General features: G+C 41.4%; 13 protein-coding genes. 2 read left to right on the top strand and 11 right to left on the bottom strand.

Annotated elements, in window-relative coordinates:
* Positions 1-66: 66 nt before the first annotated feature.
* From BMY70_RS11790 to acnA, 8 genes are all read right to left on the bottom strand, one after another.
* The gene (locus tag BMY70_RS11790) at positions 67-873 is read right to left on the bottom strand and encodes an endonuclease/exonuclease/phosphatase family protein (RefSeq protein ID WP_090335358.1); all 807 of its coding nucleotides are present in this window, start codon (positions 871-873) and stop codon (positions 67-69) included.
* Positions 874-895: 22 nt separating this feature from the next.
* Complete coding sequence (locus BMY70_RS11795) at positions 896-2,107, bottom strand: metallophosphoesterase family protein (RefSeq protein WP_090335359.1); 1,212 nt, start codon at positions 2,105-2,107, stop codon at positions 896-898.
* 118 nt (positions 2,108-2,225) lie between these two features.
* Positions 2,226-3,953, bottom strand: a complete 1,728-nt coding sequence (locus tag BMY70_RS11800) for a RagB/SusD family nutrient uptake outer membrane protein (protein ID WP_090335360.1) — start codon at positions 3,951-3,953, stop codon at positions 2,226-2,228.
* Positions 3,954-3,977: 24 nt separating this feature from the next.
* Complete coding sequence (locus BMY70_RS11805; protein ID WP_090335361.1) at positions 3,978-7,577, bottom strand: TonB-dependent receptor; 3,600 nt, start codon at positions 7,575-7,577, stop codon at positions 3,978-3,980.
* Between the two features lie 185 nt (positions 7,578-7,762).
* Positions 7,763-8,782, bottom strand: a complete 1,020-nt coding sequence (locus BMY70_RS11810) for a FecR family protein (RefSeq protein ID WP_090335362.1) — start codon at positions 8,780-8,782, stop codon at positions 7,763-7,765.
* 69 nt (positions 8,783-8,851) lie between these two features.
* Positions 8,852-9,436: an RNA polymerase sigma-70 factor gene (locus BMY70_RS11815; protein WP_229209572.1), complete on the bottom strand. Its 585-nt coding sequence runs from the start codon at positions 9,434-9,436 to the stop codon at positions 8,852-8,854.
* 186 nt (positions 9,437-9,622) lie between these two features.
* Positions 9,623-10,297, bottom strand: a complete 675-nt coding sequence (gene rpiA, locus BMY70_RS11820) for a ribose-5-phosphate isomerase RpiA (RefSeq protein WP_090335364.1) — start codon at positions 10,295-10,297, stop codon at positions 9,623-9,625.
* A 185-nt stretch (positions 10,298-10,482) separates the two neighbouring features.
* On the bottom strand, positions 10,483-13,236 hold the full coding sequence (gene acnA / locus BMY70_RS11825; RefSeq protein WP_090335365.1) for an aconitate hydratase AcnA: 2,754 nt from the start codon (positions 13,234-13,236) through the stop codon (positions 10,483-10,485).
* A gap of 202 nt (positions 13,237-13,438) precedes the next feature.
* On the opposite strand from acnA, the gene BMY70_RS11830 reads away from it, so the two are divergent.
* On the top strand, positions 13,439-14,254 hold the full coding sequence (locus BMY70_RS11830; protein ID WP_090335366.1) for an AraC family transcriptional regulator: 816 nt from the start codon (positions 13,439-13,441) through the stop codon (positions 14,252-14,254).
* Positions 14,255-14,409: 155 nt separating this feature from the next.
* On the top strand, positions 14,410-14,784 hold the full coding sequence (locus tag BMY70_RS11835) for a VOC family protein (protein WP_090335367.1): 375 nt from the start codon (positions 14,410-14,412) through the stop codon (positions 14,782-14,784).
* A gap of 99 nt (positions 14,785-14,883) precedes the next feature.
* On the opposite strand, the gene BMY70_RS11840 is transcribed toward BMY70_RS11835, so the two are convergent.
* From BMY70_RS11840 to BMY70_RS11850, 3 genes are all read right to left on the bottom strand, one after another.
* Positions 14,884-15,639, bottom strand: coding sequence for a LytR/AlgR family response regulator transcription factor (locus BMY70_RS11840; protein ID WP_090335368.1), 756 nt, complete (start codon positions 15,637-15,639; stop codon positions 14,884-14,886).
* A 12-nt stretch (positions 15,640-15,651) separates the two neighbouring features.
* Complete coding sequence (locus BMY70_RS11845) at positions 15,652-16,719, bottom strand: sensor histidine kinase (protein ID WP_229209573.1); 1,068 nt, start codon at positions 16,717-16,719, stop codon at positions 15,652-15,654.
* Between the two features lie 83 nt (positions 16,720-16,802).
* Positions 16,803-17,456, bottom strand: a complete 654-nt coding sequence (locus BMY70_RS11850) for a hypothetical protein (RefSeq protein WP_090335369.1) — start codon at positions 17,454-17,456, stop codon at positions 16,803-16,805.
* Positions 17,457-17,460: the final 4 nt, after the last annotated feature.

The raw sequence follows: 17,460 nt of genomic DNA on the forward strand, positions 1-17,460 counted from the left end.
CCAGGCCAGGATATTAGAAAACGGCGGCCAGAGATTCCGGCAGCCGTTTTTCTACTTTATCAATTCTTATTTCACTTTCAATTCCGTTACGACCGGAAGGTGATCAGAGGCATATTTTTCATCGATAACCCGTGTTGACAAACTTTCAAAGCTCCCATCGGATTTATACATAACAAAATCAATGGTTCGGTCTGGCACATCCACAGGGATTGTAAATGCACATTCCTGACAACTTCGGGTAAAACTTTTGTCGAGATACTGAATTACTTTGCTGTCTGGCAGTGCGTTGAAATCACCTCCGAGAATCATCGGCAGATTCGATTTTTCAAAATGTTTAACAATAAGTTCTGCCTGCGTCAGGCGGTTCTGCTCTTTCAAATCCAGATGCGTGCTGGCAAAAACAATCTTTTTCCCTTTTGAAATTTCCACGGTAATTGCAGCAATTGTTCTCGTTTCCCCTTTAACCACCGGATCAATTGGTAAAATAAATCTTACTGAATCCAAAATTGAAAATCTAGAAAGCACGGCCACGCCATAATCTCCACCCTGGTGATCAATCGCTTTGGAAAAAAAGTAGTTCATTCCGGTAAGTCTTGCCAGCTCCTTCGCCTGGTCCAATCCTTTCCCCGAGCGTTCGGTGTTGACATCCACTTCCTGTAGCGCCACCAGATCAGGTTTTTCGTTATTGATCACTTTGGCGATTGCAGCCACATCAATTTTGTCTCCCGCAGAAGGAGGATTACAATGATGGATGTTATAGGTCATCACTTTAAGGGTTTTAGCTTTTCTACTAAAAGATGCCTCCGATTCACTTTGTTTCGCAAAAGCAGCCAGACTGCAACAAAAAAATACAACTTGAATAATTAATTTCATGATCTCCGATTTATCTCCTTCCTTAATTTTTTGCTTTTTTCGCTATTTGAAATTTACCTACGACTTCGCCATCGTCACGTATCATTTTAAGATTCAGCTCTTTTTTTGTTACACGAACCTTAATTAACGTCCGGTTTCCTTCGATAGGCCCGCCACCAATCACGATTGGATAATTATGCGTCGCATCAGCATCGTGAGTCATATAACGGTGTGTGTGCCCCGAAATTTGAATGTCAATTTTCGCTTTATTCAGGATCGGACCAAAAACTTTCTGACAATGCAGCGTTCCATGCCAGTCGCCGGAATGGTATGGCGAAATATGGATAAGTACTATCCGGAAATCAGCCTTTTTAAATTCTTCACTTGCCACCTCTTTTTCAAGCCATTTAGCCTGATTTTCCCGGTAGCGGTCAAAAGCTGCAAGTCCACCATACTCCACACTATCGTCCGTTTTGTCTTCTCCCGAATCCAATATTACAAATCTGACCGGGCCCCGGGTGAAAGCATAGTAAAATTTGTTTTCTGGATAGGCAAAATACTCCGGGATATGGCGCGAAAAACCTCCACGACATTCATGGTTCCCCTGCGTAAGAATAAAAGGAAACTCGTTCGAGAAAATATCGGTGGTCGGTTTGATCAGGTGATCGATCAATTGCTGCTCCTCGGTTACCCAGTCAAAACAGTCGCCGTTAAAAACCACAAAATCATAGTCGCGAATATTTCCTGTATAACCATGACGATAAAGCAGCTGCGGAATAATCTGCGGCCGGTCGTGAATATCGTTAAATACAACGAATTTCACCTCCTCTTCATTTGCAGCCGGTGTTTTAAAACTCAGCATTGCGCTGGAAATTGTTTCTCCAAATTCAACTTTTGAACCTTTAAAACCAATTATTTCTGTGGAAACAATTTTGTATTTATGGTTCAATCCCGGTTTCAGATTAGGAAGTGTGATTTTGTGGATGCGGTTGTTCGCTTCAATTAAGCCATTGTTGTAAGCAAAGGCTTTGTTGATTGCATAATTCCCTTCTCCATATTCCACCCAACTGAAACAATTCTTACTGGTAATCCACATGATCGTGACCTCGTCAGATTCCATATTCTGAAGATAAGGACCGGCGATAAAATGATTTTTTTCTTCTGGATTTGCCGCCAGAGCCGAAGTGCCCGGCACTAAACTAAGCGCCCCGATCTGAGACATTTTTTCCAGAAATGATCGTCTGTCTGAAAGCATTATATTTAGGTTTAGGAATAGCAGGTTTTTTATAAAGTAAAAGTGCGCAACATCGAAAATCTTTACCAGGAATACCTGAATTAAACCTGTGGCAAATTCAGGTATTCCTTTGGCGGCATTACCAGCTGGGATTCTGGACTAATTTCGGATTTAATAAAAGCTCCTGCGTCGGGATTGGATACAAATAATCCCTGGCCTCATTAAACTTTTTGTTAATATGTCCATTTACCACGATACTTCCTCCTTTGTTTCCATTTTCCAATAAAATCTCGCTTCCCAGTTTGAGGATTTGCGCACCTGTCGCAGCCGGTTTTTCTCCCTCATAAATAATCAGATCGACCTTTCCGTTTCTGTCCAGGTCATAACTCCCCGCACCCGGAAAGTACATTCCTTTGTATGTTTTAGTCAAAAGCTGACCTTCTTTCCACCGAATGATATCGTCCCAGCGGAAGAAATTTTCCATTACAAGTTCCACCCGCCTTTCCCGCCGAATTTCCAGTATCACACCGGCATTGCTGCCATTCAACTGTGAATATTGCTGGGCCTGATAAGGATCCGGATTTCTATTGGCCTCAATCAGATTAATACTTGGCATACCTACCCTATCTCGAATTAATTTGATGGATTTATCCAGATCATCCTGCGTTAAAATTCCTCTTTCTGCTTTCGCTTCGGCATAGTTCAGCAAAACTTCGGCGTAGCGAAAAATCGGCATATCTGTGATGTCCTTATTGAAAGTATCCCATTTGGATGCGGAAACAAATTTGATCAGCTGATAACCGGTAACCGTCGCGCCAAACTCAGGAACGAGCTGCGCGGTTTCGCCAATCCGGGTATAACCCGGAGTGCGGATGGTTTGAGATAAACGTGGGTCACGGTTTTGAACTTCGTCGAAAAACTGCATCGTTTCATACCCTTTAATATCTGTAAATCGTGAGCCGTCAGCCATCAGATAACTATTGACAAGTTTCTTTTCCAAACCGGGCTTTCCGTAGGAAGCCGTCATGGTGTAGTAATTCAGATTGTGGTAAACCTGCAACTCGTCGCTGAAATCTCTTGCTAGTATTACCTCGTCAGCAATCGCATTATCCGAAGAGAAAAATTTGAGGTAGGCCGTTGAAGGCGTGGCTTTGTAAATGGTATAGCCACTGTTTTTCATTAAGTCTTCCGAAGCAGAAATGGCAGCATCCAGAAATTTATCGGAACCTGAAAGTTTAAATTCAGGGTGATATTTACGGAATGTTCCTTCATATAACCCGATCCGCGATTTCAAGGCAAGCGCCGTCCATTTTGTGATCGTGCTCACCTGTCGTGTTCCGTCAAGATTGGCAATCGCATAATCCAGATCAGCCATTACAGAATCCATAACCATCGCACGTGTATCCCGGGCTTTCGTTAGTGATTCACCATCTTTTTCTTCAATAGGCTGTGAATACCAGGGAACATCGCCAAAGCGCTTTACCATACCAAAATAAAAATATGCGCGGAAGAAACGGGCAAGGCCGTTGTATTTCGCCACCGCTTTCGGGTCTGGGCATTTTCCAGAATTGGCCAAAAAATAGTTAATATTCCGTAAAGTAGACCAACTCCATCCTCCGCCGCTTGTCGGCACTACGCGGGTACCCTGCAATTCATCACGAAGGCTATTTTTTACAACATTGTCTACATCTTCGTTGTAGATGTCCTCAGCCGATGGCAAAGCATTGTAAAAAGAATTTGTATAAAGCAGAAGGTCATTTTCTGTATTAAAAAATGTTTCCGGAGAAATCGCGTCCAAAGGTAACTGATCGAGGTCGCAGGAAACCAGGCCGAAGGTTACGGCAATGATTGCTAATATTTTTTTCATAACTATATATTGTTAATTCCTGAGTTAGAAATTGAGATTCAGACCAACCGAAAAAGTTTTGGACAGCGGATAGGTTCGGCCATTGGTTGCGTCCCCGTCAAATTGTTCAGGGTCAATGTATTTTGATCTGAGCGGTGTGTAGGTCAGCAAATTCTCTCCGCTCACATAAATCCTGGCTTTCGGAATTTTTACTTTTCTTGTCAAAGTTTCCGGAAACGTATAACCGATCACCACATTTTTCAGGCGCAGATAACCCACATTTTGCACGTATTTATCGTTAGGAGCATTTAAATCCCCACCGCCGTTGAGCGCGGTATATCCTCTGAGCACAGGAAAATAGGCGTTAGGATTTTCTGGTGTCCAGACATCTTTTTGAAAATCTTTCGGAATGAAAGAATAATAAGGACGGGAATAAGGTCCCCAGAATTTATCCGCATTATTTCCCGGATACCAGTTTCTGCGAAGAATTCCCTGTGTCAGTGTCGACAAATCGAAGCCATTCCAGGAAGCTCCCAAATTCAGTCCGTAACGGTAGCGGGCTTTGTTGTTACCAATGATTTTCAAATCTCCGTGATCCGAAAGCGTATTAGCTCCCTGATCGATTTTACCATTGCCATCAGAATCTATAAATTTGATATCACCCGCCTGTAATTTACTCCAGTCTCCCGGTGCGCTCAGGCGCTGTTTGTTGACCAAAGACTGATCGACTGTATAGGCCTGCGCTTCTTCATTTGTTTTAAAATAGCCATCAAGAGAATACCCCCACATGTCACCAATCGTCTGCCCTTCATAATAACTGGACAAAATCTTGTTTGGGTTATCATACTTGGTGATCTTCGACTTGGTATCTGAAACAATGAAAGATGCGTTATATGCCAACACTTTTCCGGCAAGTTTGACCTGGTCATGCCAGGCTATGGATAGCTCAAAACCTCTGGTTTGCAAATCACCGGCATTTTGTGTGGGAACCGGTGCTCCATAAACTGCCGGAAAAACTTTTCCAGGAATCAGCATATCGGTGGTTTTACGGATATAACCATCAAATGCTACGTTCAGCCTATTTTTTAACAAATCGATATCCAGACCAATGTTCGAGGTTGTTGCTTTCTCCCAGGTCAGATTCGGCGAAATCGGATTTGGACTATTCACGTAGGAAAGTTTTTGTCCATTATTGATCCAACTCGACTGAGCGGTTGGCATAATCGATATGTATGGATAAAAACTGGCAGAATTGTTGTTGGATGGCAACTGATTTCCCAGCGTTCCGTAAGAAGCGCGAATTTTCAAATTGTTCACAACATCGCGGATTGGCTCGAAAAATTTCTCTTCACTGACGCGCCATCCTGCTGAAATGGAGGGAAAGAAACCATACCGTCTACCCGCGCCAAACCGGGAGGTGCCGTCATACCGGCCATTTACTTCCAGAAGATATTTTCCGAGGTAATCGTAATTCATACGAAAGAATGCCCCGAACAGTTCATACTGGTAAGAATCGCCCGTTGCAAGCTGTTCGCCTGTTCCAAGATCCAGGTCATTCAGACTTTCGGAAAGCAGATTTTTTCGCGCTCCAAAAAGCCGCTGATGTTTCTTGGTTTCATAATTTAAACCGGCAGTCGCTCCAAAATAATGTTTTCCCAAACTGTGATTAAACGAAGAAAATACGTTAACCACATTGGTCGGATCAAACCAAAAGGTTTTTTTTAGCTGATCCGTGTTATAATTTGGAACAGTCGTCAATATACCTGGCTGAATAGAATATTGCGCAACCGCGGAACGGTACCAATCATCGGCGATATAAAAGGAATAGGAATGATTCGCTACCAGATTCCAGCTCTTTGAAAAATCAATGGTCAGGGAATTGATCGTTGTCAGTTCGTGCGCTTTCTTTTCACCGCCTGCAACGCCTTTCAAAAGATTTGCAAACAGTCCATCTCCGATCGAATAGTTATTTTTTAGCGTGTTATAGGTAGCAGTACCATCCGGATTTCTTGGTGCATAAATAGGGAGCGCATGAACGGTAACACCAACAAAGTTTTCATTAGCGCCGCCTTCAATACCCGGATATTTATATTTTGAATCAAAATACTGAGTATTGTTACTCACCTTTAGCCACGGAGTCAGCTGCGCGTTAACTTTCGTACGTAAGGTGTATGAGTTGAATTTATCCGTGTTGATCTTCATAATCCCGTCTTTTGAGAAAGCAGATCCTGAAAGAAAGTAATTGATTTTTTCGGTTCCACCTGATAGGTTCAGATTGTGCTGTTGAGAAGGTTCCGTCATTGTGAACATGGTATCCCACCAATTGTAGCTTCCGTAATAATTATAAATATCTTTTCCGTTCACATTCTTCACCACTGTCCACGGGCGCGCCGGATTTTCGGTTTTATCATATCGACGGGCTTCCAGCTCTTTATAATCTTCGTCCGAATAACGGGTATAGGTATTCCCGGTCGCTCTCTTAAAAGCTTCATCATTCAGCATTGTATAGTCGTAACCATTGGTAAGAAAATCCGTGCTTACCGTTGGCGTAGACCAGCCGAAATTGTTACTGTAAGAAATACTTGTCTTACCGCTTTTCGCCGTTTTTGTGGTAACAAGAATTACTCCGAAAGCGCCGCGGGCGCCATAAATTGCAGACGCCGCGGCATCTTTCAAAACCGACACAGATTCCACATCACCTGGATTTATGCGGTTAATATCACCCGGAATACCATCGATCAAGACCAGTGGCCCACCTCCGTTAATTGATGTCTCTCCACGCACGTTCAAATTTCCTCCCTGACCCGGCCGGCCGGTAGAAAAGGTAATGTTTAAATTAGGAATCATCCCCTGGAGAATCTGAGACATGTTATTCAAAGGCCTGTTTTCAAGATCTTTCGCCTGAATCTGGCTTACCGCTCCCGTCAGGTTGACTTTTTTCTGTACACCATAACCCACTACAACAAGCTCATTGAGCGCCTTGGTATCTGGTGCAAGGGTGACATCCACGACAGATCTGCTACCGACGGTTACTTCCTGAGATACGTACCCGACAAAACTGAATACCAAAACACTTTCCGTTGTCGGGACAGTCAGTTCAAAACCACCATCATTATCAGTCGTAGTACCGCTGGCTCCACCTTTTACAATGACACTTACTCCAGGCAGAGTTCCATTATCAGCCGCAGCTTTCACCGTTCCTCTGATGCGAATTTCCCGGTTGGTCATATAAACCTGCAACTTGTTTTCAAGAGATTCGATCACTGTTTCTTCCCTTTGCGACCGCTCTCTCGCCAGGACAATTTGTTCATTAATCACTTTATAATTGATCCCGCGAGGCATAAGAAGCTGATCCAGGACCTTGGAAAGCTTTTGATTTTTCACATCAATGGTTACAAATTCCCGGAGGGAAATACGGCTGCTATACACAAATTTGGTATTTGTCTTCTCCTGGATCTGTTCCAGCGCCTCGTTCAGCCTGACATTAGTGATCCGGAGCGTAACGTCTTTACTTAATACCGACTGCGCCGAAAGCTCTCCCGCATAACTAATGCTTGCGAGTAAAACGGCCAATATCCATTGTAGCAATCCGATGCGCATTATTTTTTGCCAGTTAATGGGCTTGTTACGTACTGAATTTTGCATAATTTTGATTTGTCTTGATAGTTTAAGCACTGTTTGGATACATGAGCCTTTTGTCTCGGTGGTACGATTCAACATAGGCCATATGCTTGCTCCGGGGGTGGTGGTACACTCCCGGTTTTATTTTTTCACGGCGGGATCAGGTAGTTGTCTTTCATAAATTTGTGTTAGGATTAACAATTTATTTATCACTCGTTGCACGGCAGGCCTTGGATCAATATTGTTTTCCCGGACATGGTGTAATTTGCTTCAAGGGTGGTACAAAGCATTTCCATGATGCCTGGCAAAGGTTGTTTTTCAAAATCTCCACTGACCCGGCATGAAGATATCCCCTTGTTGGCCAACCTTATCTTTACATCAAAACGTTTTTCCAATTGCTCAATAACCTCATTCAAAGGTGTTTGATCAAAGACGACAGTAATTGGTTCGTAAATTTCCTTTTTTGTTTGTGGTGTAATTGCCGCAAAAACAAGACGTTTGCTAGCTGTTTCGAAAAATGCTTCCTGCTTCGGCTTTAATACTACCAATTGCTGCTTTTGTTCCTTATCAGGCGCTGACACTTCTACTTTGCCTGTTACTACTGAAATCTGAAAAACTTTCTGTTCGGATGGCGCTTTTACATTGAAACTTGTGCCCAGGACCTTGATAACCATCTCACCACTCTGAATAGAAAAAGGACGGGATTTATCTTTTGTGATATCAAAAAAACCTTCCCCGCTAAACGTCACGAGCCTTCTATCCTGATCAAATTCTCTGGGATACCGAATAACTGATTTTGTGTGCATCCAAACCAGACTGCCGTCAGGAAGCTGATGTCTGATGACCCGGGGCTCTTGGTTTGTATATTCAACAATATTCTCAGCCCCTTTCCGCTCAATTTGTCTTGCAATCGAGACTTCCTTTTTGCCATTTAAATTATAAGTTAAATAAATCCCCACAACCAACAAGACAGACGCTGCGAGCCAGGAAATCCAGCCCAACGGGAATTTCCTCACTTCCCGCTCATTACCCAGATTCAACCGATTCTGAATATTAGAAAATGTTTCGTTTTGTAATTGAGCTTGTTCATGTTCCGGCAGAGAGTCCAGGAAATCCGATTTCCCGCGCAGGGAAGCGAACCAGTTTTCTACCCGCTGGCGCTCCTCGTCAGTACACTGGTTATTAAGATATTTGTCAAGAAGTTGGGGTGAGATATTATCCGGCGTCATGTCTTAGTGAATGTTACAATTCCTAAGTCGCGCGCCGAGGAGGCAACCCTTAGTCGGGTTAAAAAAATATTATAAAAAATTGATCAGAATGAGCGCGTAAGCAAAATGCTCCTTTAAATATTCTTTTAAAACCCTGAGCGCCTTTGTGATATGGTGCTCCACTGTTTTTTCGGAAATTGATAATTGCAACGCAATTTCTTTGTTGGTATTTCCTTTTCTGCTTAAAATAAAAACCTCCTTACACTTTGGAGGCAGCAGGTGCAGCCCTTGCTCATAACGTTTTTGCAGATCTGAGGTCAGGATATCCTGATCGGTCAGATTTACAGAACCTTCACTTTGCACTTCCCAACGGTCGTAATGAAACTTTCGGGTATATTCCTTTCTATAATAAGAAATGATCAGATTTTTAACTGCAGAAAACAAATAAGAGCGGCAAGAATTAACCGTATTCCTGTTATTGTGCTGCCAGATACTGACAAACAATTCCTGAACAATCTCCTGAGCCGCAAATTGGTCGTTTACTTTGCTGTATGTATAGTTAAATAACATCCGGAAATAACGATCATACAGCATAGTAAAAGCTGACTCGTCGTTATTTTCCTGAATAAGCCTAAGAATTTGTTCGTCGGAGTAGGAAAAATGTACTGTTTTCATAACCTGAATTCCTGAGTCCTTTGATATACTACACTTTTTTCGCAAAGTTCGGTCAATATTATTGCTGACCATCAGTTTTCAGATTAAGTAATTTTTCTCTTTTTTTTACTTTCTTAACATTAATTTAATACATATTTTAAAAATAAAAATACCGTAAATCGGCGTTGTGAGATCCAAAACACAGGTTTACGAAAAAGTGATCGTGGAATCATTATTCCCCATAATTACCCTGGCCGCCAGTTTTATAAATAGGCCATGTTCGACAACACCGGCAATTTCACTAAGTCTTGTCGCCAGATAGGCCGGATCGGGAATAAGTCCAAAATCAGCGTCGATGATATAATTTCCTTCCTCCGTCAAAAGGGGTTCACCTTCAGTTAGCCGGATTTCTCCTTTGCCACCAAGCAAAATAATCTGGCTCATTACATATTTTGAAGCATACCTGATCACTTCTACCGGAATTGTGAATTTTCCCAGAAGCTCAACTTTTTTTGAAGAATCTGCAATGATGATTTCCTCTTTTGTAAGCGAAGCCACAACCTTCTCTTTGAGCAGCGCAGCTCCGCCTCCTTTTATAAGATTCAGATCCGAAGTAAATTCGTCAGCTCCGTCGATGGTTACATCAATCGAACTGACAGAAGAAATATCAACCGTTGGAATTCCCAGCGATTTAGCCAGTTCTTCTGATTTGGAAGATGTTGAAACGCCTGTAATTTTCAAACCATTCTTCACCAATTCTCCAATTTCCAATATGGCGTGTGTCGCCGACGAACCTGATCCCAGGCCAACAACCTGATTATCCTTCAGATATTTAACAGCCTCTTTTGCTGCCAGTTTTTTTTCGTTATCTAAATCTTTCATCTTCAATTTTACGTAAAATGAGGCTCGTAAAGATGGGAAATTAAAAAATGAAGATGAAACTATTATAAAGAATAATAATTCCATCTTCTCAATGATATAAAGCTAACATCAGGAAAGTTACTCCCGGGTACTTTTTCCCGAAAAATATTAACTGCTAACTATATACGCATTGATAAGCTTAATTTTTATGCTTCACTTTTTATGAACTGTCTCAGCATATATTGAAGAATGCCTCCGTGGCGATAATAATCTATCTCCATTTTACTTTCCAGCCTGCATCGTACGCTGAATGTTTTAAAGGAACCATCGGCGTGCGACGCAGAAACTACCAGTTGCTGGTTTGGTTTAATTGAGTCATTGAACCCTTTGATTGTAAATATTTCAGTTCCATCGAGACCTATGCTCTGCGCATTTTCACCATCGAAAAATTGGAGCGGCACAACGCCCATTCCGACTAAATTACTCCTGTGAATGCGTTCGAAACTTTCTGCTATTACGGCTTTTATGCCGAGCAAATAAGTACCTTTTGCGGCCCAGTCCCGCGAAGAACCACTACCGTATTCTTTTCCGGCGATAACGATCAGCTGCGTTGCATTCGATGTATATCCCAGCGAAGCATCGTAAATCGTCATTTCTTCACCCGTTGGAAAAAAAGTAGTGAATCCTCCTTCTTTCGAAGCCAGCCTGTTTTTGATTCTCACATTGGCAAATGTTCCGCGTACCATCACCTCGTCATTTCCTCTTCTGGATCCATACGAATTAAACTCTTCATACGGGATACCACGACTTAGCAGATATTTTCCGGCAGGCGAAATTTTGCTAAACGAACCTGCCGGAGAAATATGATCTGTTGTTACGGAATCTCCCAGCATAAGTAAAACCCGTGCGTCGGAGATAGGCTGGATAATTTCAGGTTCCGCAGAAATATTTACAAAAAACGGAGCTTCCTTTACATAAGTCGACTCGGGATCCCAGCGATATGCTTTATCCAAAGGCACCGATAATTTTTTCCAAAGGTCGTTTCCATCAAAAATTTCGCTGTAACTTTTTTGATAAAATTCCTTTTTGACAACATGGTCTACAACCTCCGCAATTTCTTCCTGAGATGGCCATACATCTTTTAAATATACGGGCTCTCCACTTTCGTCCAATCCCAAAGGTTCTTCATCCATATCAATATCCATTCTGCCTGTTATTGCATAGGCAATTACGAGCAAGGGCGACATTAGAAAGTTCATTTTGATCTGTGGATGAATCCGTGCTTCAAAATTTCGGTTGCCTGAAAGCGCGGCAGCCACGATCAGGTCGTTGTCGACAACGGCATTGGATATCGGATCTGGCAGTGGTCCGGAATTACCGATACATGAAGTACAGCCATAGCCAACCACATTAAATTTCATCTTTTCCAGACTGTCCAGCAATCCGGATTCCAAAAGATAATCGGTCACCACCTTTGATCCTGGCGCCAAACTGGTTTTCACCCAGGGTTTTACATTCAATCCTCTCGCCAATGCCTTCTTAGCCAGCAAACCTGCGCCGATCATTACATCCGGATTAGACGTATTTGTGCAGCTTGTTATGGCTGCAACAACCACATGACCGTCGCTCAGCAAAAATTTTTCTCCATTGTAATTTACCTCGGCCGTACGCATTTCTGCCTGATTATTCTCAACTACCTGAGCAGGTTCAACATTTCCGCCTTCATCGGCCCAAGTACTTAATGGACGGTCAACAAACTGGATATATTTCCTTGAATATTTCTTTTCCAGAATATCCGTAACAACATCCTTTGCATCAGATAACAGGATTTTATCCTGCGGCCTGCTTGGTCCCGAGATCGTCGGTACTATGGAATTCAGATCAAGTTCGACAATATCGCTGTATTTTATAGCATCTTCATTTTCCCGCCACAGCAAATTTTCTTTTGCATATAATTCAGTAAGTTCAATCACTTCCCGTGGGCGATTGCTTTTTTCAAGATACTGAATCGTTTTTTCATCGATTGGAAAAAATGTGATTGTACAGCCAAATTCAGGCGACATATTGCCGATAGTGGCCCGATCAGGAACGGATAACGAAGCAAGTCCGTCTCCAAAAACCTCAACAAATTTCCCAACTACTTTTGTCCTTCTAAGCAATTCGGTAATAGTCAAAACCATATCCGTGGCTGTCGTCCCGACGGGAAGTTTTCCGGATAATTTTAACCCGATCACTTCGGGAACCGCAAAAAATTGTGGCTGACCAAGCATCGCAGCTTCAGCCTCAATACCTCCCACTCCATAAGCAACAATTCCAAGACCATTGACCATTGGCGTATGCGAATCGGTGCCTACGAGTGAATCCGGGAAAGCCAGTCCATCTCTTTCAACCACACATTTCGACAGGTATTCAAGATTTACCTGATGGCATATACCCATTCCCGGAGGCACTACCGAAAAATTATCAAAAGCTTTTTGCGCCCATTTTAAAAACCGGTAGCGTTCGCTGTTTCGCTCATATTCTTTTTCGACGTTTTTTTCATAAGCCTCCTTATTTCCGAAAAAATCGACTTGAACGGAGTGGTCGATGACCAGATCAACAGGAATCAACGGATTAATTCTTGAAGAATCCTTTCCCTGTCGTTCCATCTCTGCCCGCAACGATGCAATATCTACAATCGCAGGAACGCCGGTAAAATCCTGCATCAAAACTCTGGCAGGCATAAAAGGCACTTCCTTGTCGTCTGGCTCAGGCTGCCAGTTCATCAAGGTTTCTACATGATTTTTTGTAATAACATTGCCGTCAAAATTTCTCAGCACATTTTCAAGCAAAACGCGTATGCAAAAAGGCAAGGCGGAGATATTCGTTCCTTTTTGCTCCAAAGCCCTCAAACTATAAAAATTGAGGCACTTGTCTTTTAAGTTGAGTGATCTTTTTATATCCAGATAATCCTGACGCATGGTGAAAAAAGTTTATTTAATGCAAAACAGATATTGACTCAATAACTATACCATTGTGGTTTTCTGGTCCGGTTACCAGCATTGCAAAATACAAAAAGCCGTTTCAAAGGTCAATGTATATTTACACGATAAAAAGGTTAAAACTAGGGTTTAACGATTGAAAAGGAATTGTGATCCTTTAATTTTTGCATAAATTGTAGTTATGAAACCTGATGCCAACATTAGAAATCTTTACAAACCTTTGCAGCCGTCCCTAAAAAATTCGGCTGAAAACGTCGCGTATCTGGAATTTTTGCCGGCAGCCGGATTGCAAAATTTTATTTATTGCTATTGGCAATTAAAAAGTAATCAGCCGCTTGTTGAGCCATTTAACTACACAGTTGTTGCAGATGGCTGCATTGATATTGTCTTTGAACTCAACAATCCACAAGAGAATTTTGTGATGGGATTCTCAAAAAAATTCACCGAATTTCCACTCGGTAATTCGTTCAGCTATTTCGGAATACGCTTTTTACCTGCCGCATTTCCGCAATTATTTAAAGTTAAAGCGTCAGAATTAAGTGATCGTTTTGAAAATCTGGATAGCGTTGTACCAGACACTTCTCTCTTCATCAGGGAAAATTTTCATCCAGGCGATGACTCGCTGGATATTAAATCTCGTCTGGACCAGCATTTTCTCAAAATTCTGAACAAAAACGAATTGATAGCAGACAAAAGGCTTTTTCAAGCAATCGATCTTATAATGAAAAGTTCAGGGGCTCTAATTATTGAAAAAGATCTTGATACCGGCCTGAGTCCACGTCAACTTCGCCGGCTTTTCGAGTTTTACATTGGCGATTCTGCCAAAACTTTCAGCAAAATTATACGTTTTCAAAGCCTTTTAAACATCCGGCCATCCGCACAATTAATGCGCCAGGAAAAATTATTTCTGGATATGGGGTATTTTGATCAGGCTCATTTCATCAAAGATTTCAAAACATTTTACGGCATTACACCAGGTCAGGCATTTCGGAAATAATTTGTCCGTTTTTTACAATTTTGCATTTTTTTAAAATGCAAAATTTGTTTCATTAAATCAAGCAAATGAAACATTTACTCATCATTGGTATATGCAATTGTTTATTTACGGTAGCGTATACCCAACCAAATTCCGTCACTGTAAATCGTAGCAAGATGAAATTAAACGCAGGTATTATCACAGAAAAATTGGATGAAAGCAGAGCTTTTTATACGGAAATTTTGAACTTTGGGATAACGTTTGAAAACGAATTTTATCTGCTTTTGCACACGCCCAACCGAGAATCAGAAATTAGCTTTTTGCTTCCAAATCATCCATCGCAGCAGAAATTTTTTCATAAACCATTTCAGGGACAAGGTATGTATCTCACGATCGAAGTGGATGAAGTTGACAAAATTTATGCTGAGATAAAGAAAAAAGGAATTGAAATTAAAATCGACATTCGCGATGAGCCCTGGGGCGACCGGCATTTTGCCATTGAAGATCCAAACGGAATTGGGATTGATATTGTGAAGTATTCGCCGCAGTAAAATTCGGAACTTCACCTTACGGCAGACCAAGGCAGCTTTTCTGAGGTTTCATTATCAGAAAGCTGCTTTTGCAAACATTTCTTTCAAATCTGATAAAAATCATTGTCCTAACCAGGTCTTGAAAGGCTGCATTTTTTCACGGCTTATCAGAATATCATTATCCAGACATTGGTCAAGCTGGATTTTCAACCGGCTGTTGGAATAAGTAAAAACTTCCCTGATAGCATCAACCGAACTGATGTATTTTCTGTTCAGTCTGAAAAAACCGTCCGGGTTCAGCATCGCTTCAACTTCGTCAAGCGTGTAGTCTATGATAAACTTTTTGCCATGTCTTGTCATTAAAAAAGTGACTTTATCTTCACTGTAAAAATATCCAATTTCTTCGATAGCAATGGTTTGAATTCGTTCGCCAACTTTTACCAGAAAGCGATTTTTGTATACCTTCTGAATGGGTTGAAGCAAAACTTTTATTTGATCAAGTGTTATTTCAGGCGCCTTTCTTCCCGACTGAAATTTTTTTATCGCGTTTTTCAACTCTTCCGGATCAACTGGTTTTAGCAAGTAGTCGATACTGTTCAATTTAAACGCCTTAATCGCATATTGATCGAAAGCGGTACAGAAGATGATAGGTGATTCAACTTTTACGTGCTCAAAAATCTCAAAACTTATCCCGTCCGCAAGCTGAATGTCCAGAAAAATCAAATCGGGCTGAGCGTTATTACTAAGCCATTCAACGGCAGAGGTAATTGTATCCAGATTTCCAAAAATTTCGCAGTCTGGTAAAATTTCTTTTACCAGTTTTATGAGCCTCTTTGCCGCCGGATTTTCATCTTCTACGATCAGTATTGTTGTCATTTAAAAAAAGTTTTACAGTTTTTGACCATTCAATAAAGGCAATCTCACGATAAATGACGAAAGCGATTCTTCTATTTCAATTGGTTCGCTGCTTAACAATTCATATCTTTTTCGAATATTAGACAGGCCGATTCCAGTTGACTCTTCGGATAAACTACTTTTCAACTGCAAATTATTTTTAACAACTATTCGATTTTCTTCGATCGATATTTCAATGATCAGAGGATTTGCTTTGGACGCTACGTTGTGTTTAATCGCATTTTCCAAAAGCATTTGAAGCGAAAGCGGCGGCAGGTAAAGATCAGTTGGCTGAACGGTATGGATTTGATAGATCAACCCTTCTTCAAAACGTATTTTTTGAAGCGAAAGATAGTTTTCTGCAAATTCCAGCTCACTGGAAAGCCTGACAAGTTTTTCTTGCTGCACCTCCAGAACATAACGGTAAATTTTGGAAAGCTGGCGAATAAATTGAGCTGCCGTGTCGGGATTATCGTAAACCAGATTGCTTAACACATTCAGAGAATTAAAAAGAAAATGCGGATTCAGCTGATCCTTTAAAGTTTGATATTGCCGGGCATACTGCTCCGTTTTCAATTGCTCGGCTTCAATTGCCGATTTTCTCCATTCCAATAAAAAGGACCGACTAATGAGAACAAAGGAAATTCCGACTGAGATTTTCAATGGCAGAATTGTGTCTGATATTAGTCCGTCCCAGTTAATATTTTGAAAATCTACCGAACCCCGATAAAAAGATCTGATAAAAAAAGAGAGGATCAGGCTGGTAATAATTACGTACAACAGGTATCCCGAACTTTCTAATATCAACCGTTGAACAGGATATTTGATCCAGGGCATTTTCCGGTCAAAATGATATTCAAACAGAAAACCGCCATAACTCAGGACACATGAAACGAGGAATGAAGTGGCAAAATTATCAATCGAGCGTATCCAACCGTCGATACTAAACGGGCAGGACGGACAGAATGAGAACGTTATGGCGACAGCTATAATCAAATTAACTCCAAAAAAAGAGGGAGAAAAATTCCAGAATTTTTTTGAGCCTTTTATAGAAGGTGGCATACGTTTCGTCAGTTTCTCAAAGAATGCGATTTTGAATAGCAATTCCAATTTTTGCTTTGCCTTGCCGGTCCATCAATAATCAGTTACTGACAAACTTTTGATAATTTATCCGCTAAAAATTTGCCCCAAGAAGGCATCAACGATGCCTTCAACGCGTTCTGATTTTGACCAGCAAATGAGACCTGACTTTTTTTGACGAGATCGCAAGCTTTTTCTGTACCAGAGTTGAAAAATTTCGCCATACCAAATTCCATCTGAGCCATTAATACCGCCGCTCTCGGATTTTCAGGATCTATTTTTAAAGCCTTTCCAAAATTACTCATCACCGTGCCCGACAAACTTTGTCCTCTGCTTGCAGGATCTGCGCTTACTTCTGCCATCACTTTAAAGCCTTCCAAAGTAATGATCTCAGAATTATCTGGCGAAATTGCATCCGCTTTTTTAATTAATTCTGCTGCTTTTGCCAGCGCTTCATCCTTTTTTGCAAGTGACAAAGAACCGTCAAGTCCCTGGTAAATATAGGCCAGGGCACCATAGTAATAGGGCTGCCATTCCTTTGGATTTAACTGACTTATCCGCGAAAACGCATTGGCAGATTGTTGAAATTTTTTAAGCGAATCGGCCTGATCTAACTTGCTAATTTCGGTTATCATTACTTTATGATAAGGATTTTCCTGCGCGAAAATGGATACCATCACAGCAAAAATAAGAGTGATTGTTAACAGTGACTTTTTCATAGTT

Source organism: Dyadobacter koreensis, assembly GCF_900108855.1.
Classification (GTDB): domain Bacteria; phylum Bacteroidota; class Bacteroidia; order Cytophagales; family Spirosomataceae; genus Dyadobacter; species Dyadobacter koreensis.